14 protein-coding genes and 1 pseudogene are annotated in these 19,345 nt (G+C 65.0%); all 15 read right to left on the bottom strand.

Annotation, left to right across the window (positions count from 1 at the left end; all coding sequences use genetic code 11):
* Positions 1–27: 27 nt before the first annotated feature.
* Positions 28–650: pseudogene (locus tag AT701_RS35515) on the bottom strand (EspK C-terminal domain-containing protein).
* Positions 651–2,254: 1,604 nt separating this feature from the next.
* Positions 2,255–3,187 carry an ESX-1 system-associated protein gene (locus tag AT701_RS34515; RefSeq protein ID WP_162267853.1) on the bottom strand — a complete coding sequence of 311 codons (933 nt, stop codon included), beginning with the start codon at positions 3,185–3,187 and terminating at the stop codon, positions 2,255–2,257.
* A gap of 244 nt (positions 3,188–3,431) precedes the next feature.
* Positions 3,432–4,229 (bottom strand): hypothetical protein, encoded by a 798-nt coding sequence (locus AT701_RS34510; RefSeq protein ID WP_157892483.1) that lies wholly within the window; start codon positions 4,227–4,229, stop codon positions 3,432–3,434.
* A gap of 525 nt (positions 4,230–4,754) precedes the next feature.
* Positions 4,755–5,036 (bottom strand): ESX-1 system-associated protein, encoded by a 282-nt coding sequence (locus tag AT701_RS34505; protein ID WP_157892482.1) that lies wholly within the window; start codon positions 5,034–5,036, stop codon positions 4,755–4,757.
* A 114-nt stretch (positions 5,037–5,150) separates the two neighbouring features.
* On the bottom strand, positions 5,151–6,518 hold the full coding sequence (locus AT701_RS00345) for an ISL3-like element ISMsm4 family transposase (RefSeq protein WP_058124893.1): 1,368 nt from the start codon (positions 6,516–6,518) through the stop codon (positions 5,151–5,153).
* 587 nt (positions 6,519–7,105) lie between these two features.
* On the bottom strand, positions 7,106–8,200 hold the full coding sequence (locus AT701_RS00340) for an ESX-1 system-associated protein (protein ID WP_223495210.1): 1,095 nt from the start codon (positions 8,198–8,200) through the stop codon (positions 7,106–7,108).
* A 98-nt stretch (positions 8,201–8,298) separates the two neighbouring features.
* Positions 8,299–9,831: a type VII secretion integral membrane protein EccD gene (eccD, locus tag AT701_RS00335; RefSeq protein ID WP_080627921.1), complete on the bottom strand. Its 1,533-nt coding sequence runs from the start codon at positions 9,829–9,831 to the stop codon at positions 8,299–8,301.
* Complete coding sequence (locus tag AT701_RS00330; RefSeq protein ID WP_038557513.1) at positions 9,828–11,252, bottom strand: MinD/ParA family ATP-binding protein; 1,425 nt, start codon at positions 11,250–11,252, stop codon at positions 9,828–9,830. Before AT701_RS00330 ends, eccD begins: the two co-directional genes overlap by 4 nt.
* A gap of 119 nt (positions 11,253–11,371) precedes the next feature.
* Positions 11,372–11,659 (bottom strand): WXG100 family type VII secretion target, encoded by a 288-nt coding sequence (locus AT701_RS00325; protein WP_003891394.1) that lies wholly within the window; start codon positions 11,657–11,659, stop codon positions 11,372–11,374.
* Between the two features lie 31 nt (positions 11,660–11,690).
* Positions 11,691–11,993: a WXG100 family type VII secretion target gene (locus AT701_RS00320; RefSeq protein ID WP_003891393.1), complete on the bottom strand. Its 303-nt coding sequence runs from the start codon at positions 11,991–11,993 to the stop codon at positions 11,691–11,693.
* Positions 11,994–12,078: 85 nt separating this feature from the next.
* The gene (locus tag AT701_RS00315; RefSeq protein WP_058124892.1) at positions 12,079–13,401 is read right to left on the bottom strand and encodes a PPE family protein; all 1,323 of its coding nucleotides are present in this window, start codon (positions 13,399–13,401) and stop codon (positions 12,079–12,081) included.
* A gap of 47 nt (positions 13,402–13,448) precedes the next feature.
* Positions 13,449–13,742 (bottom strand): PE family protein, encoded by a 294-nt coding sequence (locus AT701_RS00310; protein WP_003891390.1) that lies wholly within the window; start codon positions 13,740–13,742, stop codon positions 13,449–13,451.
* Between the two features lie 148 nt (positions 13,743–13,890).
* A complete protein-coding gene (gene eccCb / locus AT701_RS00305; protein WP_011726639.1) occupies positions 13,891–15,672 on the bottom strand; it encodes a type VII secretion protein EccCb in 1,782 nt (593 codons plus the stop codon).
* Positions 15,673–17,901 (bottom strand): type VII secretion protein EccCa, encoded by a 2,229-nt coding sequence (gene eccCa / locus AT701_RS00300; RefSeq protein ID WP_003891388.1) that lies wholly within the window; start codon positions 17,899–17,901, stop codon positions 15,673–15,675.
* On the bottom strand, positions 17,901–19,340 hold the full coding sequence (gene eccB / locus AT701_RS00295; protein WP_003891387.1) for a type VII secretion protein EccB: 1,440 nt from the start codon (positions 19,338–19,340) through the stop codon (positions 17,901–17,903). The genes eccCa and eccB overlap by 1 nt, the downstream gene beginning before the upstream one ends.
* Positions 19,341–19,345: the final 5 nt, after the last annotated feature.

Genomic DNA, 19,345 nt, shown 5'->3' with positions numbered 1-19,345 from the left:
GCTTTCCGTGTCGAATCACTGGCACCGTCACGCGGGGGCCAAGGCGTCGGCCGTCAATTGGCCGACGTGCTGCCAATAGATGAACTCGCGGATCGCCTGCCGCTGCTCATCAGGGAGCGCTGCCGTGTGTGCTGCGTAAAGCGCGTGTTCCTGGGCGTGTGACGCGTACGCCACGAAGGCCGTCAGGTGCCTCTCCCCTCGCTTCGCGGAACGACTTGCCAACGGCTTCCAGACATTGTCCCACAACGATTTCCGACGGTCTTCTGGCGGATTCGAATCAGCGGGCGCCGGCGGTAGGACGCTCACCAGGTCGGTGTCGCTGATCCGCGCCAACTGCGAGCTCACATCCGGAGCGATCACCTGCAGGCGATCGCGACCAGCCATCTTGCCGCTCTCAGGGATGTCCTCAGGCTTCAAAACCTCGTGGTGCACGCCGGCATCGGAGTTTTTCAGCTGATCCTCTGTCGCGATCACTGCGCGCAAGGTCTTCCCGTTGTGTTCGGCCCATCGGCAGATGCCATATGCACCTGTTCAGGCAAATGCACCTGCTGAGGGATGTAGGCAATTCCGTAGTTGTTGGCGACGACGATCTTTCCGTCGGTCGTGAGGCCTGTGACCCAGAAGAACTTGAAATCCTCGACGTTGGTCATCCCAGGGGCGTTCAGCGCGGCTGCAATCCTGCGCGCAGTCTCCATCGGATCCACGCCCGACCGTCGAACCGCTCGTTGGGCAAGGTCGCGTTCGGCTCGTGCCGCCGACACCGGAATCGGCGCGACCTGTGCACCTCCACCACCGGCCGCACCAGCTGCCGCACCCGTGGGAGCAACAGGCGGACCGGCCGCCGGCGACGGCGTCGTCACAGGCGCCGCTAGTGGAGGAGTCGGTGGAGGTCCCAACGGGACCGCCCCACCTGGGACACCTCCGCTTGGGGGTGGCGCCACAGGTGCTGGCCCAGCCCCGCCGCCAGGTCCACCTGCTGCCTGCGCGACCGGTGCTGGCGGGCCTCCGGTCGTAGGCGGAGCGGTAGGGCCTGCCGTTGGGGGCGGAGTGCCGAGTGGCTGTGTCGTTGGCGGTCCGCCAAGCGGCTGCGACGGGGTAGACGACAGCGTCTGTGGCGACCCACCGTTCTTCGCCGCATCTGCCAACCCTTTTTGGAACTGCTCTGCGGGGTTCTGCGGCGCCCCGCCACTTGTAGCTGGCGTCGGGGAGGAGGCTAGACCTGTCTCAGCCGACACAGCGTCCGCCTTGCCCGTGCCCGACGACATTGGGGATACTCTCGGCCCCTGCGGTGCGCCGCTCGGCGACGGTGCACCGCCGCCTCCGGACACCGATATGCTGGGAGTGCCAGGTTCGGGATTGTTCGCCGATGGAGAATTGTCTCCACCGACAGTCGCTGGGGTGTCAACATCATTAGGCACAGAGGCTGGACCCCGTCCACCGCCCGATTCAGATTTCACGGGACCGTCTGCAGGCGGCGAATCCGCGACGACGCCAGTGCCTTGAGCCGTACCCTTACCTCCGTACGCCACGGGGGAAAAGAGCGAGGGTGGGGGTGGCTGATCCGCCACAACCCCTGTTCCTCCAGCGGATCCCCTACCGCCGACAGCAGCTTCCTCTCCTGCGGGTGAAGTTGACTTACCCTCCGCTTCTGACGTTGGCACTTTTCCATCCGCCCCCGGAGTATCGGGTGGAACATCCAATTTCTCTGCTAACCATTTGGAGAACTCGGAAACCAAGCGGACGTTCTCCTCATAGCCTTCCTTGACTTTGTCAGCTGCACGCCTGTTACGGGTGTCCTCTCCCTCTGCTGGAGGCTTTTCACCCATGATCTTCTCGCAGGCAGCCTGTACTTCCTCAGCCGTTTTGTTCGCAGCTGTCTTCGCAAACTTGACCGCCGCGAACATCAGACGCAACTGATCCCTAGTTTCTTTAGCAGCTTGTTCGCTAGCTTCGTGTGCGAGGATGATTGCGCTGGCCTCGTCGTACGCGGCTTGCGCGCCTGCGCCTTCCCAGCGATCAGATAACTTGGTACGCTGCCGACCCGCAGCGGGAACAACTACATCCCGCAGAAATGTCCTCAAGTCATCGAATGCATCCGCGGTTGCGTCGAGTACATCCTCATTAACGTGGGGCCAACCAGCACCGGTGACTGTCTGCCCGCCGTAGTAGCTCTCGTCGGGTTGAGTCGCCATTCAGCCTCGCCCCCATCTGGCGGCCATGGGCCGGCCATCATTCGGAATGCCGACGACAGGCCCTACTTCTCGACTAGGCGACACGCTGAACTCACCACCGACCCTAAACGTAGCGACACTGCGGATAAAACGTCGTCGGAAGCCACATACGTCGGAAGCGCTTCCGCATATGCAAGGCGGTATTGCGCAGACAAATCAGCAAAGTCCCGCCAGACAGCATTCCCACTTTGCTCTCCAGACTGTACCTGCTGAGTAGCCAGCCGGCGCATTACAGGAATCACCGCATCGGTAATTGATTTCTGTTCAGGCGTCCATTCCCCTGCTGGGATATCTGCGGAAATCGCACGCCACTGTACCGTGTCATTGTCAAAATCATTCAGAGCCTTTTCCCATGTCGAACACTCTGGATTCGGCTCGGTTAGAAATCGGCCTGGACTGGAAACATCGCCCACTTGTTGCAAATCTGACCGTGTAGGCCCTTGAACAGTCAGCGGGCCTCTCGCCGCTGCGGATCCATTCTTGATAGCGACGCAGATTAGCGATACCGCGGTTGACGCATTAGTACTTACCAGCGCGGCGTTGTCTTCGGGCGTATACGCCGAAACGCTCTCGGCATACGCCCGCGAGTAGGCAATAATTTGCTCGTATAGCTCACGCATGACGCGATGTGGAGTGAGCTTTGCAACGGGAACCAATTGATCTGCGGATAGGCGCATCGACTGCGCCACTGCTTCATATTGCGCACGCACCTCTGCTGACCATGCGGCAGCGGGTAGGGAAGCGTCGCGTTTGTCCCAACCGTTGCGCTGGATCGCCGCGCGGGTCTCCAGAATCGGCGTCGCCGCGGCACACGATGGATCTTCAGCGATTACCGTGACCGGCCGAGTGTCGTCAGAGCTGGCGATCTCTGCGCTCGCACCGCCTGTGGCTGACGTGGGCGCTTCCGCCGACGGCGAAGTACTTTCACCTTCCTTATGCACCACGGTCGAAGTCACCGCCGCAGTTACTCCAACTACAGCGACCAAGGCCACGGTCCCTAGGGCCCACTTCCAGCCATTACCCCGCCTCGGACCTTGAGGCTGTTGCCAGGATCGCGATGGGAATGCCGGGCCGGGATATCCGCTTGGTCCCCCACTCGGCGGCGGAAACCCATGAGGCGGAGGCACAGATCCAGGAGGCGTGGGCGGCATGCTCACCTACGAACCCCCGCGCCATGGAATCGACAATGGCTCCTTCGGTTCACAACGCCACCTCCGGTGAATTACGTGTCGTCCATCGGGATCTCGCCGGATGCAGTGGATCTTCCTGAGGTGCACCGACCGGTGCCAGAGGTCTTTCACCTGCACGGGCCATTGCCTCGGCCGACTCCCGGTCCGGCTTTCTTGCATCCTCGGGCACATCATTCCTAGTGCCGTTGTCACTGCGTTCACCTGCCAACGACTGTGATCTATCCTCATGGCCGACGCCACGTGAATGACCGGGTCCGTCCCCCTCGCCGTCCATGCCGTCCTGCGACTTCCCGGAGGCTGGCGTGCTTTGCTGGACAATTCCTTGGACGCCCTGCATGACGGGTTGCACCATCTGCGCTCCCGTGCCCACAGCCTGCGTCGGCACTTGCACTGCTTGTTGTACCCCCTGCATCGCCGCGCCCATCAGCTGGGTGAGTTGGCTGAAGCTCGCATCGCCGGTAGGCGCGGCCGCCGACGTCGGCTGCACGGGAACGCCGGCTCCGAAGGCGTCGGCTGGGTCGATCGTACTTGCCGCGCTGTCGATCTGCGCCTGACCGGCACTATCCGTGCGATGATATGCAGTTCGCGCGGACCGCAAGTTGTTGGCAAACCGTTCCTCGCGCGCACGTGTGTTCGCAACTTGCTGATTCACATCGGCCGCAATACCCGGCATCACGGCGTTCACAAGTAAGCCCACCGGGTCGACGCCCGGAACATAGACAGCGTTGTCAGGAACGGGCGGTACCGCCACCACCGCAGGGTCCCAATCGAGAGCTTCCTCAATGACCCGGAACTCGGGATATCCCACTAGTCATTCCCCCTCCGCACAAATACACGGCACCGCACCCACCAGTAGTCCCTCCGCCGCGTTCGCGGCGTAATCCATAGTCAGCTTAACGGCCACTTGCCTGTCGCATGCGCGGCAATTCGCCGCAGTCGGGCGGCGTGGACAGGAAACCACTGGGCCAACCTCAGACGGTGCGAGTCTCATGTGCGAACGATGTCGGCGAAGAACAGGTCACGGCTCCACCGGCTCGCCTCCGGCCGGAAAGACATGACCGGTACACATCGAGCCGACAAACCCGCATCGTCCGTCTCTAGCCACGGGACCGAGGCGACCAGCTCTATCTTGGTAACCAACTCAGGCTGCATCTCAAGGTGAGATCCGCCCGACTCGCGAAGATCCTCAACTGGAGGAGCTGCTTTGGCTATGCAACCTCTCGGTCCGATGAAATTGATAATTTCGCAGGCCCGTTGATCGTTACCATACGCCTGACTGGCTAGACCGCGGTGCCGACCGAAATTATTCTCCATCGGTGTTTCGAGCTGATCATCACCGACTAGCCTTACACGCCGAATCTACTGCACCCGCGAGATAAACAGCCACACGCGATAGGTAGTTATCCGTCCAGGTGTACTCCGGTAATGCCTTCACGAACGCACGCCGATATTGAGCTGCAGATACTGTAATGTCCTCGAGAACAGGATTGCCGCTCTGTCTGCCCAATTGCTCCATTTTGTCTGTGTTCTCTGCCATCACCGGACCGATCGCTTCGTTCAAAGCTCTTTGTTCAGGACTCCACTCGGAGGCAGGGATTTTGAGATCGGAAGTCACTCATGCCTGTGTGTCAGCATCATATCGATCCGACAACGCAATCCAATCTTGACAGGTCGACTTGGGGCGACCCAACGCGAGTTCCGATAGTCCGGGTTTAGCGGCTCTTCGCAGTTAGCAGTGGCGTTGGTGCCGGCTGGGTGTGACTCGTCGTGATCGGCGAGTGCAGGCCCACCGTACTCGGCGGCGTTGGTTCTCAGGATTGCGGAAGCCGAAGGCGATGCGCCCGACGTGTTTGACGATGCGGTTGTAGCCTTCGGTGCGGGCGTTGGACAGGCCGGTCTGCAGGGCGGCGATGATGGGGGCCTGCCAGGTCTCGATGGTGCGGGCCAGTCGGATCACTTCGGGCACTGTGCAGGCCGCGCAGAAACGGTAGAACCGGTCCAGGGCGGTCGTGATCTCGTAGCGCAACCCGCCGCGGTCGGCGCAGGAAAGCAGGTCGCGCAGCAGTTCTTTGGCGATCCAGGCCGCGGCGATGTCCTGGTTGGGGTCGGCGGAGAGCAGCTTGGCGAACAACGTGGCGCGTTGGTCTGCGGTGAGCCGCTCGGAGCCGCGCAGCAGGCGGCGGCGGTTGATCCACTCGACATCGGCCTTGCGGCCGCGCCGGCCCCGTTGGGTCCAGGTGACCCGGCGGCGCACCGCATCAACCATGTCGTTGGCTTTCTTGACCAGGTGGAACCGGTCGGCGATCAGGATCGCGTGCGGCAGTGCTTCGCGAGCCACCCGGGCATAGGCCGGGGACAAATCGATGGCTACGTGGGTGATTGCGGCCCGCCAGTCAGGGTCCTGGCCAGCGAGCCAGTCGATCACTGCCGCCGAGGTGCGGCCATTGACCTGGCCAAGGAGGCCTTGATCGCCGGTGATGTCGACCAGTCCGGTGTCCCAGCGATCCACCCATACCCGCCGCCCGAGTACCGGGTTGTGTTCCCATTTGGCCTTACCGCGTCGGGTCTCGTCGATGCCGAGCACCGCCACCGGCGCCAGCTCGCCGGCCAGGGCGTCCTCGGCGGTGGCGATGACTTCGTCGTGCACGGTGTGCCAGCCGCAGCGGTACTGCCCGGCCACCGCGGCCACCGAACGGTCCTCGTCGAGCACCGCAGTGGCCATCGTCGCCTTGGCCCGCGGTGTTACCCGCGCCCGCGCCGGGATTCCGGGCACCGACTCGGTGAACACCTTGCGCGTACAGACCGTGCTGGGGCACAACCACTTTCGCTTACGCCAGCGCAGTATCGGGCGGTCCGAACCCACCACAACGTCGCGGGGTCCGGTCTGTACCCAGCCTTTCGACCTGGTGGAGCGTTCCCCGCATTCGGGGCAGATCCCGACCCACTGGGGGGCGGTGAGCACCTGCACCAACCGGGTGCCGTCCTCGAGGCGCTGCACCGATTCGACGACCACACCGTCGAGATCGAGCAGCAGTGAACTACCGTCAACCATGGTCCGCGTTCCTTGTCCTGGATGCCTGAAGAACACCCAGCTCACAGGGGCGCGGACCCCTAATCAATCACCGACACGACACAACGTCGGACAACACCAGACCCCTATCAAGTGCGAAGAGCCCGATTACCGCCACTGGCGCGGTGTCGTTTGCACTCGCCATATCGGAATTCAGTACCGACGCTGTTTTGTCCGGGGAGACATTTGAATGCGTCTGATCACGGTGGCTTCCTCTCTCAGATACCGCCCATGTCACTGCGGCCGTTACCCCGATCACAACGACCAACACGATGGCCGCCAAAATCCACTTCAGCCCTCCGCCTCGTCGCGGTGACGGAGGCTGCCAGGCACCTGTGTACCCCGGCCCTTCAGGTCCACGCTGCGAGGGCTGAGAGCCGTACGGGGGTTGGGCCGAATCACGTGAGGAGGGAAAAAAGGTCATTAACAGCCTCCACATCTCAACCCTTCGGGCGCATACCCGTCTTCTCTTCTTGTCCCAACCGGACTCGGATGGGGCGTTAATGGGGCTCCTGGTTCGACGGCAAATTCCCCTGCAGAGATCGATCCGTACGCGTGCCCATTGCGAATAAACTCGCGAGGCTTCGGAGCAGTCGGGATAGCCTTTTTAGTCGTCACGACGCAGCCTTGCATGCTGAGCTTATCAACCTGACCAAATTTGTTGCTGCCAGCGCCAGGTAGCTATCGGCACTACTGTAGCGAGGCAGGGAAAGAACAAATGCGCGCCTGTATTGAGTTGCTAGCGTGGCGAAATCCTCAAGCAGCGGATCACCACTCTTTCGCCCCAGTTCCTCCATTGTGTCAGCATTCGCAGACATCAGCGGCGCTACCTCGTCATGTACGGCCCTCTGTTCGGGTGTCCACCCACTAGCGGGAATATTCTTATCGATCTTCCGCCATTCGGTAGTGCCCTCAGAAAACACTTCAACCTCTGAAGCCCAGGCCTGGCAAATCGAGTTTGGTTGCGACATAAAAGGTTTCGATGTCGACGTCTTCAGGCCGGTCTGCGCTGAAGGGGAGGAAGAATTGGGTACCAAAATCGCTAACGCTTGTGCTGAGCGGAAAGTGATGGCTCCGCAGATATTCGAGACGCTACTGCCGGCAGCGTTTGATGCCAGTGCAAGGTTGTTGTCCTCTGCGACATAGGCGGGTATGCGCTCTACAAACGCAACCGTGTACGCAACAAATTGTTCATAGAGTTCGCGCATGACCCTGTGCGGTGTCTGCATCGCAAGCTTCGTCACCTGCTCCGTCGCACGCGTCATGGCCATTCCCACTGCCTGGTACATCCTGCGCTGCTCTGGCGTCCACGAACTCGCCGGAGTCTCGGCCTCGCGACCTTCCCAATTTACGCCGGTGGCTGCCTCTGAGTACTGGCCGACGACCGTGTTCCACGCGTCGCACGTCGGATCTTCGGTGATGATGCTGACCGGCCCCGTGTCATTGGCGCTGGCGAACTCGGAAGCAGTGATGCCCGAACCACCATCGGCGCTGCGGCTTTCACCGTCGGGACGGACGACGAGCACAGTGATGACGACAGCGAGCGCGATCGCCAAGGCGACGGACAGACCGCCCAGAATCCATTTGGCCTTTCCGCCTCCTTTCGGTGGCGGTGGCGGCCCGCTGGCCCATTGCGGTTGCGTGCCCCAATGTGGCGGGCCTGTGGGCGGCCGCTGACCGTACGGTTCCGAAGGGGGCGGCAGATTCATCGGCACACCTTCAACTCAAATCAGGGCCACGAGAACACCGAGCATGTCCCGAGCCGGCAATTGATCGCCGAGTCCATCGAATGCCCACCGCGCAACCGTTAGTGCAACCGCAGATTTCGCAGCAGGTCGTACACGCCGGCGATCCAGAGCAGCAGTGGGATCACCGCGGCGATGGCCGCGCCGTCGAACAGCTCGAGGATGCGCTTGGTGACCGGGGAGACGCGGCGGACGCCGTCGGTGGCGCCGACGACGATGAGCGCGACGAGTGCCAGCATCGTGTAGATGGCCATCACGATCCACGCGGAATCCGGCCACCACCAACTGAGTTTGATCATCAAGCCCGTCGGCACGGCGACGGTGGCCGCCAACAGTGCCCAGGCGCACCATCTTTCGGCGTACAGCCGTGACCGGAAACCGCAGATGACGGTCACCAGCGACGCGACGATCATGCTGTGCACGAAGAAGTGCCCCTGCACCACGACGGCAATCGCACCGACGGTGAGGATCAGGGCACCGGCCGACAGGAAGCCGACGAGCAGCTGGCGGGTCAACTGGCTGCGTTCCTGCAGGCGCGCAGCCGATTCCGGCACGGAAGCGATGATCGCCTGCCACGTCGGGGACGCGTCGTCGATCGAATCGGGCGTGACGACCGGGTCAAGCAGTTCGTCGTTGGACACGTGCTCGCCGGGCGCGGGAATCGGCGGCAGGGCGATACGGGCCACGGCGACGGTGAGTTTGGCCGAGTTGGTCACGATGATCAGGCCGAACGCGATGGCACCGGCAGGCACCCACTCCTGCCAGCCGTAGCCGTAGGCGATGGCGGCCGCGGTGACGGCGATGGAGGTCACGGCCACGAACGACGCGACCTCGGCGCGCTTGCGGGGCCCGCCGCGGGTCGCCAACGTCAACAGCAGCACCACGGCCGCCGCGCCGGCCAGTTGCGGCGCACCGAGCCCGTCGACACCACGCGGCAGCGGCACCGCGAGCCCCACCGCACCGGCGAGGACGGGGGCCGCCGCGAGCAGCAGGCTCTCGGACATGTCGAGGCTGTTGTAGCGGCTCTTGGCGGCCATGCTGCCGCCGAGCAGGCCGAGACCGAGGACGCCGAGCGCGACGGCCCACCACCAGCCGTGCCCGGAGCGGGTCCATGAGATCAGCGTGCCGACGGTGATGATCGCCGCGACGACCGGAAGTGCGATTCCCACAAAGCGTTTCAGCGCAGTGCGGTCGAACACCGGCGATTCGTCGAGCACCGCGATCGCGTCGATCACGTCCTCGACCAGCGGCCGGTACCGCTCGGTGCGGCTGACCGACACGAGCGTGAGCAGCGATCCGTCGACCACGCCTGCGTCGTCGAGCGATTCGTCGGCCTTCAGTGGCGGGGCGCCGGGGCGCGCGAACGCCCAGACTCCCTGCTCACCGAAGTTGAACCCCGCGAGGACATCTTTGGGGGCGTCCTCGAGCAGCTCCGCGAGGAAGCTCACCGTCTCATCGATGTAGGTCTCGATGGGCGCGGTGGCAGGCAGGACCAGGTCGGTCATGCGCTTGCCGGTGAGGATCGTGACCCTTGTTGTCGACGGCCGCCCCGGGGTCACGCTCGACGTGTCGGCCGCTGCAGCGGTGGAGGTCAACGCCGTTCAAGCCTGTCGAAGTCGTCGGACAGCGCCGCGGCCAGCTCGGTGATGCGACGCTGGAAGGTGTCGCTGAGCAGATCGAGCTGGATCTCGGTGCCCGCCGCGATGTGCTTGTCGTACGGCAGCACGATCACACGCCCGGGCGGAACGTGCCGCTCGAACTGCTGCACCAGATCCTCGACGTCGACGTTCGGCTTGCCCGGGGTCACGTGGTTGATCACCACGCAGGACCGGCCGAGCAGATCCTGATAGCCGTTCTGCCGCAACCAGTCCATGGTCACCGCGGCCTGCCGTGCACCGTCGATCGAGGCGCTGGCCACGATCACCAGGCCCGAGATGGTCGACAGCACACCGCGTGTGGCCTTCTGGAACAGGCCCGCGCCGCAGTCGGCGAGCACCAGGTTGTAGTAGCGCGACACCACGGCGGTCGCGCCCTTCCAGTCGTCGTCGTTGAACTCCCGCTGTGCGCCGCTGTAGTCCTCGGACGACAACACTTCGAGGTTCGAGGAGTTCATGCTCGTGTAGGCGCGAATGTCGTTGTACCGCGACAATTCCTGATCGGCGAGCAGGTCGGCGATGGTGGCCGCGGACTGCCGGCCCGCGCGGTCGGCCAGGTTGCCGCCGTCGGGATCGGCGTCGATCGCGAGGATGCGGTCGCCGCGGATCTTGGCCATGGCCGAGCCGAGGGACACGGTCACCGCGGTCTTGCCGACGCCACCCTTGAGGCCGAACACGCCGATCTGGTAGCTGTCGCGAGCATTCCGGCGAATGCGGTTGTGCAGGTCGAGTTCGTAGATCTCGTCGGGCGAGAGGCCGAGGTTGATGCGCGTCATCACGTAGAGCCAGTGGCGCCAACCGCGCTGCGACGGCATCTTCACATTGGTCTTCACACCGACGTGCGAAAGCGCGTCGATCGCGCGGTGATTACCCATCGACGCAGCCGACGTCGGACCGGGCTGCGCGGGTGCGGGCACGGCCTGCCCGGCGCGCCACGCGCCGCTGATCTCGGGATCGATGTCGCTGAGCTGCGACGGAGCCGGGCCGGGCGCCAGGCGCTGCGCGGGCGGCGGCAGCGTCGCCGGCTGCTCGTGACGCGCACCCGGGCCGAACTGCTGTTGCTGCGGGGCACGCAGCATCGAGTTCTGCGGCCACTGCGGCGCGGTGGCCGGAGGCGGCGGCATCGGCGGCGGCACCTGCGGTTCGGCGGTCCGCGACGGAGTCGCCGCGGACTGAGTCTGTGTCGGCGCGACGGGCATCGCCCCCGAAGGCGCATCGGCGGGCGGTTTCTCCCCCGCCGGCACCGGCGGCGTCGCCGCGGTGGCCTTCAAGATCGCGTCTCTGTCCACGGTGATCGTGGCGTCATCGACCGGCTTGCCCGGTTCGGACGAATGGAAGAGCCGGTCATAGTCGGCCGACATGGGGACCCCTCAGCTAGTTCAAACAGATTGTCAAATTTTTGCACCCGCACGCACATGATGGGCGGGATCGGGCATCCATGGATGTCCGATATCCCGCCCACCAACGTGCATCGGTGTTCTCAGGCAAACATTCCCGTGACGCCGGCCTCGGTCTGCGCCATGGTCTGGCCCGCCTCGCTGATGGTCTGGGCGAGGTTCTGCAGTGCCAGGTTCAGCTCGTTGGAGGTGGAGTCCCAACGGGCCTGGACGGCCTGGTAGGCCTCCGAACCGGTGCCGCCCCACGCTGAGGCGAGAGTGGTCAGCGAGGCCTTGCCCTCGTCGAGCAGACCGGCGGTGGTGGACACGGCGCCGTGGATCTCCGACGCGCCGCCCTCGATACCGGCGAAATTCCATACCTGTTCTGTCATGTCTTGTCTCCGTTCAGTGAGTGCGAGGTGGTCAGATGTTCATCGACGACGCAAGCGTGCCCGCCTGGTCCTCGTCGGTCGAGGTGTACTGCGTGCCCGAGGTGTGGATGTTGGCCGAGATCTCGTTCAACTCCTGAACCTGCTTGGCGGCGGCCTCGTGGAACCGAGCCAGCGCGGCCTGCGCGGCGGTGCCTGCCTGGCCGACCATCTGAGCGGCCAGAGCGGAGCCCGTGGACTCAACCTGCGCGATGACGCCCTTGAGCTCGCCGGAGATGCGCTCGAAATTCGCCGCCTCCTTGGCGAGGACGGCGGCATCTGTATTCATTGCTGCCATTGGATTTCCCCTTATTTCCCTGTGTCCTCACCAATTCCATGGCGAGTCTTCCGGCGAGTGCACCGGAAAGTTCTTGTGCGAGTGTTCACCACTCGTCGTCTTCATCCTCGGAGAGGTCGTAGGTCAGCGGCGTCGGCGCGACCAACCCGTCCTTCTTCCCCCCGCTCTTGCTGTTCTGGCCGGCGTGCGCCACCGGCGCACCCGCGCCGCCACCGGCACCGGCACCCACCGGGGCCAGGCCGCCCGCGGCTGCCGAACCCGCGCCGGCGGGAGCGGCCTTCATCTCACCGCTGATGCCAAGCAGGTTGGACAGCAACGGAGTTCGCGGCGCGGTGCCGCCCGCACCGGGCAGCGACATGGCCCGCACCAAGCCGGCTCCCGTGCTGGGACCCGATCCGCCGAGCATCGGGTGGTTCGAGAAAGGGCTGGCCCCCATCAAACCGACCTGCATGGCGCGCTCACTGCCACCCATGCTGGCGAACTGGCTGACCATCTGGGTCGCCTGCTGCAACGGCTGGGTCATGGTCTGCACGCCGGACTGGAACATCGACGCCAGCTGAGCCGGGGCCTGTGCGGCCTGCGAACCCATCTGCATCACCATCTGCATGCCCTGCTGCATGTTCTTGCCCGACTCGCGGCCGGCCTCCTGCCCCGCGTTCTCGCCCTTCTGCGCGGCGCCCTGGCCACGCTGTTCGGCGAAATTCGCTTGTGCCGCAGCATGTCCCGCGGCCAGCCCGACCGACTCGATGGTCGCGATCGCGCTCACGCCCTCGATTACCGCGTTGCGCATCACGCCTTCGGCCACGCGCGGCGCAGTCTGCGCCAGTGCGGCCGCCGCGGTGGTCTCACCGACACCGGGAAGCACGATCGGCTTCATCGGCATGATCGGCTCGAACAGCAGGTTGACGGTGGTCTCCGCGTGGTAGAGATCCATCGCCCCGGCCGCCTGATTCCACATGCGAACGAAGTAGTCCATCTCGTTGAGCGCGATCGGCACGGTGTTGATACCGAGGAAGTTGGTTCCCTCCAGCACCGCGTGCGTGACATGGTTCTGCTCGATCTCCGGCAGCGGCGGCGTGGTGGCGAGCGCCAGGCTGTACGAGCTGGCCTGGGCCGAGGCCTGCAGCGCACGCTTCTGCGCCTGCGCCGCAGTGGTCTGCAGCCACGTGATCATCGGCATCGTCGCCGCGACCGCGCGCTCGCTGGCCGCTCCGGTCCACACCGAGGTGAGGTTGGTGAGTGCGGCCGCCAGCTCGGCGGCCTGCGTCTCCAACAGGACCGCCAGACCCTCCCAACCCGCTGCGGCCTGCAACATCGGCGCCGGGCCGGCGCCGGCCATCAGGCGAGCGGTGTTGATCTCCGGTGGTAGAGCGATCCACACCGGAGGGATAGGCGGCGCCGCAACCATCGGTTGGTGTCCCTAACTCTCGCTGCTGAAAAATCTGCCTCGAAGAACTACATCGTGGCCGCGTTGGCGGCGTCCACGGCGTTGTAGATGCCCGCGATCTCGGCGAACGCGGCACCTGCGCGCGTCAGCTCCTCCTGCGCGAACGCATTCGCCGCAAGAGCCTCGACGCCCTCGCTGGCGAACGCCACGGCGGCCAGCGCCGAGACCTCGTCAGCGCCTGCAGGCACCAATGCGGTGACCGCGGCCGAGGCGGTGGTGCCACCGGCCAGACCACGTGCTGCATTTGCGATAACTTGCGCCGCAACGGCTTCCGCACCCGGATTGTGTGTCATCGGTTGCATTTGCGTACTCCCCTTCCCCACTCGACATATTCAAGGACAAAGCACTCGAATCCCCCTGGCGCAAATTTGCCAGAACGTCAAGGAATCTGTCCCCCGATCCCTTTGCTGGCGAGCTGCCGCCAGCGTTGCTGAGTGCGTTGAACAAATACTAACTGCCCTCTGAAGGTGGTGAGAACACTTCTTCTTCGGGTGGGTCCACGTAGGCCGCCTGGATGACCTCTTTTCCGTCCGGACCGACAAGGAATGCCTGGCCAGGGGGCCTTTTCTTGACGATGATGTCCCGCGACGGGAAGTCGTTCTTCTCGCCGGACAGGAACAACGTGGGTGATCCTGCGCCGTAGGCGGCACCCACGAACTTGTCCATGGTCGCGCGGTGGGCCATGGACATCTGGCACGTGACGATGACGTGCAGGCCGATGTCGGCCGCCGCGGGCAGCAGCGGTCCCAGCGGCGCCATGGGCGACACCATGCCTGCCGCGGCGGTCACCATGTGCCAGTCGTCGACCAGCAGCACGACGTCCGGCCCGGACCACCATGACCTGGCCCGCAGCTGTGCGGTGGTCAGATCCGGCGGCGGCAGCCGCTTCTTGAGGTTGACGGCCAGGGCCTTGATGGCCTCTTCCAGCGTCGCGCTGTTGCGGTTGATCGCGCCCGCGTCGAGCAGGTGGCTCTGCGGCACCGCGTCGAGCAGACCGGACCGGTAGTCGGCCAGCATGAACCGCACCTGCTGCGGGCTGTTGCGCTTGCAGATGGCCTGCGCGACGGCGTGCGCGATGCGGGTCTTGCCCGACTTGGGCGCGCCGAAGATCAGCAGATGCGGCGTGAGGTGCATCTGGTTGTAGGCCACCGTGAGGTCCGATTCGCGCACGCCGAGCGGCACCTGCCACCTGGTCCGGTAGTCCGAATCGGGCCCGGGCGGGTTCGGATCGAGCTGGTGCAGGTATATGCGTTCGGGCAGCACACGCACCTGCGGCGCCTGATCTGTGTGCCTGTCGGCGATTTGCTGGACGGCGCTCGAAATTGCCTCGACGATGTTGTCTGCGCTGTGCACGCCGTCGAGTCGTGGCACCCCCATCATCAAATGATGTTTTTCGAGTGACACCGCACGCCCGGGCCGGTTGGCCGGAATTTCGCGCGTGATGCGGTCGATCTGAGTTTCGTTGACGTCGCCGAGACGGAATTCGATTTTGGTGCCCAGATAGTCGCGCACACGCGATTTCAGCTCGGTCCACCGCGGCGTCGTGATGATCACGTGGACGCCGTACGCCAGACCCTGACCCGCGATGTCCTGCACGGCCGGCTCGAGGTCCGGGAACTCGGCGACGAACGCCGGCCAGCCGTCGATCACCAGGAACACGTCGCCGAACGGGTCTTGCGATGCCGGGTTGTTCGGATCGTCGCGCATCTCGCGGTACGACGCGATCGAGCCGACGCGGTACTGCTTGAACACCTGCTCGCGAGCACGCAGGACGGCCTTCACCTCGGCCACGACGCGGTTGACGCGGTCCGGTTCGGCACGGGTGGCGACGCCGCCGACGTGCGGCAAGTCCTCGAGGTACATCAGACCGCCGCCACCGAGGTCGACGCAGTAGAACTGCACCTGCCGCGGTGTGTGGGTGGCCGCGGCCGACACCACGAGCGTCTGCAGGAACGTCGACTTACCGGTCTGCGGTGCACCGCCGACGGCGATGTTGCCGCCCGCCGCGGACACGTCGACGCCCCAGACCTCCTGGCGGTGGCGGCGCGGCTCGTCCATGATCCCGAGCCCGAATCGCAGTGGGCGACGCTGATAGTCGCGCTCGACGAGTTCGTTGACCGGGGTGGGGTCGGTGAGCGGAGGCAGCCACATCTTGTACGCGCGGCTCTCGCCGGTGGCCAGCTGCGACAGGACCACCTCACGCAGAACCCGGGGTTCAGCTTCTGTGGACATTTACGACACCGCCGTATCGAAGATGGGCGTGGTGGTGAACTGGTGAATGCGCACCTGGGATTGCCGCTGCGCCTTGGGTTTCGCCTCGCGGTCGGACGACTCCGGTGCTGCCGGAACGTAGTTGTTGCCGGTGTAGACGGACCGGAACTTCACCGGGTCCTCCATGCCGACCCGCAGGAAGCCGACACCGCTCTCCTTGTTGGTGATGTACTGCGCCTCCGGCGTACCGATCACGGCCTTGGACTCGGCAGAGCTGGTGGTGCGCAACGCGATCCGGTACGTCAGGTTGGGCTCGAGCTTGTCGATGCGCACACCACCGGTGTTCAGTGACTGCGTCGCGAGCAGCAGGTGCACGCGCAGCGAGCGGCCCACACGGCAGATGCGGTCGAAAAGGTTGATGAAGTCCGGGTGGTTCTGCAGCAGCTCGGCGAACTCGTCGACCACGACGAAAAGCGTCGGCAACGGCGGCAGATCGGCACCGCGTTCGCGGTGCTTCTCGTACTCGGCGACACCCGAGAGCGCACCGGCGGCACCCACCTGCATACCGGCCTGGCGCAGGATCGACTGCCTGCGGTCGAGCTCACCGGTGAGCACCTCACCCATGCGGCTGACCAGTTCGGCTTCCTCTTCCATGTTGGTGACCACGGCCGCGGTGTGCGGCAGCTTCTCCATGCCGAGGAACGTCGAGCCGCCCTTGAAGTCGGTGAGCAGCAGATTGATCTGGTCGGGGTGGTGCGTCGCGACCAGCGACAGGATCAGGGTCCGCAGGAACTCGGATTTACCCGAACCCGTGGTGCCGATCAGCATGCCGTGCGGGCCCGCACCGAACTCGGCGCCTTCCTTGATGTCGAGATACATGATCTCGCCGGTCTTGAGTTCGTGGCCGAACGGGATCTTGAGGCGGTCCCGGTCGGTGTCGGCGTACATCCGCCAGCGGGCCGGCGTGACCTCCTCGACCGACTGCGCGCCGACGAGGTGATGCCACTCGTTGGACACCTTCTTCTGCACCCGCACGTTCTTGTCGATGATCGTGCCGGTGATCGACCATCCCGCGAGCTTGCGCGCGATGCGGCCGGCCTGGCCGGGCGTCATCCGGTCGGCCACCCGGGTGACCTCACGCCAGGGCTGGTTCGGCAGACGGTCCTCGGCCTTGCCGTCCTTCTCGACCTTGAGCTTGTAGGCCGCCTGACGCTGTGCGCCGAGGGTGATCACCGTGACGCCCGCGCGGCCGTCCGGCGGGAATCCCGCCTTGCCGCCGGTGAGATCGACGACGACGACGTACGGCCCGCCCGGTGCCGCGTCAGCGGTGTGCGGGCCGCGCGCGGTGAGATCGCTCAACCCGTCGGGCCGGGTGTACACCAGGCGCGTCGGACCCGCAGCGTCGGTGTCGGTCTGATGCTGGGTGTGCGGCAACCACTTCAGCCACGACCACTTGGGGTCCTCGGGGTTGTCGGTGAGCACGCGGATCTGCACCAGGTCCGGCGGATGGAACACCGCCAGATGGCAGATCATCGAGGTGAGCAGCCCCTCGGCGGCCTCGGGGTCACCGCCCACGGCGACGGTCGGGAAGGTCCGCAGCTGAACGAGTTTGGGGCAGTCGTGGATCAGGCCGTGGGTGCGCAGGAACTTGGTCACCCACATGTGGCTCACCGGCTCGAGGTGCGGCGCGGGTGCGGCCTGCCCACCGGCGAGTTCACCGCTGGTGTTCGGTTTGAGCAGGCGGTCGACGGCGATCTCGGCGCCGATGCCGATGCGCGTCGCGGCGAAGAACTCCGAGTTGGCCTGCCGTGCCCACTGCCGGTGCGTGCCGATGATCGACAGCAGGTCGTCGGGATGCGGTGCGTGGTAGGCGAAGAACGCCACCTGCGCCGACGCCGACGACGTCACGCGGGTGCGCAGACCGGCGAGGTAACGCAGGTATTCCTTGCGGTCGGCGTTGATCTCGGGCACCTTCTTGCCGCCCGATCCGCCGCCCGCCATGAAGCCGACCGTGCCCATGATCATCATGAGCGGCATCATCAGCATGTACGGCGACAGCTGGCGCACGCCGGTGAACACCATGATCGCGATCATGCCGAGCATGCAGCCACCCATCACCCACGGCAACGCCTTCTGCATGCCCGACGGCGGGATGTCGATACCCAGGTCGTCTGGCGGTGCGACGTTGATCTCACCGGGCGTCAGGCGCGGACCACGCTTGATGGTCGGCGTGAACTTCTTGGTGGTCATCAGCCCTCCCCGCTCGCCACTTTGCGTGGATTGGGATCCGCAGGCAAGGTGTCGTGTTCGATCAACGCCGCCTCCTTCGACAGCACCGGGCCGTCCACGAGCAGTCCGACCACCTGCCATGGCGCATTCACCGGTCCGGCCAGGCCCAGGTTCTTGGCGGCGTCGTCGTTGGCGATGCCGTACCGCACGCCCTGCGGGTCGATGTAGTACATGCTCTCGCCGACGCGCGGATCCGGTGACTGCAACCGCACGAACTGCCCGCCTTCGATGTACACCGTTGAGTCGCCGCCGATCTGGTCGATCCCCGTGCCGATCGCACTGGCCGGCAGCGGCAGCCTGCGGCCCGCGATGACCGTGGTCTTGGGCGCCTGGTCGCCGGGCTCGCGCTGCCAGGACCAGCACAGCACGGGCGAGTCCTGACGCAGCAGCACATCCAGCGGCTGGTCCGGAAGCGGCGAGACGTAAACCTGCTCAGGGATTTTCGCGACCACGCTGGCCTCCACGGCGGGTGGTTGCATGAGCCCGTAGGAGTTGGTCGCTCGCAGCGCGGCCGCGGTCGTGTTGTTGACGCGCGCGACGCCGTCGGGCAGCACCACGTAGTGCTGCGGATCGGATTCGGTGGCCGTGCGGAACACCGAACCGATCACGAGGTTCTCCGGTAGACCGACGCTGTTGGGTGCGCCTGCGGCGGGGATCTGCGGCAGCTGCCACGGACCCCGGTTGGGCAGTGCGTTGAACAGCCCCTGCGAGATTGGCGTCGGCTTGGCCGTCACCGGGATGCCCACGGCCGAGGTGACGGCACGGTCGGCGAGATCGATCGAGTGCCGCCCGCCCTCGGTGATCAGCCAGTTGGCACCCTCGTACGACACCAGCATGCCCTGGTCGGCGCGTATCGGCCCGACACCGGAATCGATGGCCAGCGTGCGGATCAGGATCGACGTCTCGACCTTCGGCGCCGAACTGTCGGGTTTGGCGACCGTGTCGCACAGCGTCCACTGCGAAGCGGGCGTTCCGGTGGGTGTCGCATACGGCGCACCCGGGATACCGATCGACTGCCCCTTAGAAATCCGGTTCAGCTCTTCGGATTTCACCGCGACAGGATTCGACGCGTTGCCCAGCACCAGCCGCGCCGAGGTGAGGTTGTACACGGGGCGCAGCTGGTTGCTGCCCGGCAGCATCACGTACAGCTGGTTGGTGGTGCGGTCCACCAGCAGCTGGTCACTGCCCTGCTTGCCGAGCGGCTTGAAGTAGGCCATCAGGGCCGCGCCGAGGCAGATCAACACGGATACGACCACCCCGGCGAAGACCGCGCGGCTGTAGAACTGCAACGGGTCGTCGAACATCCGGGTGTCGCGGCGGACGATCGCATGCTCGACGCGGCGCAGCAGAAAACGCCAGCCGCTGACCTGGACCTTGGTGGTGAGCCGGAAACCTGCCATCGTCT

The organism is Mycolicibacterium smegmatis, assembly GCF_001457595.1.
In the GTDB taxonomy this organism is placed as follows: domain Bacteria; phylum Actinomycetota; class Actinomycetes; order Mycobacteriales; family Mycobacteriaceae; genus Mycobacterium; species Mycobacterium smegmatis.
Note: the sequence above shows the minus strand (reverse complement) of the source record. Positions and strands in the feature narration are given on the sequence as shown.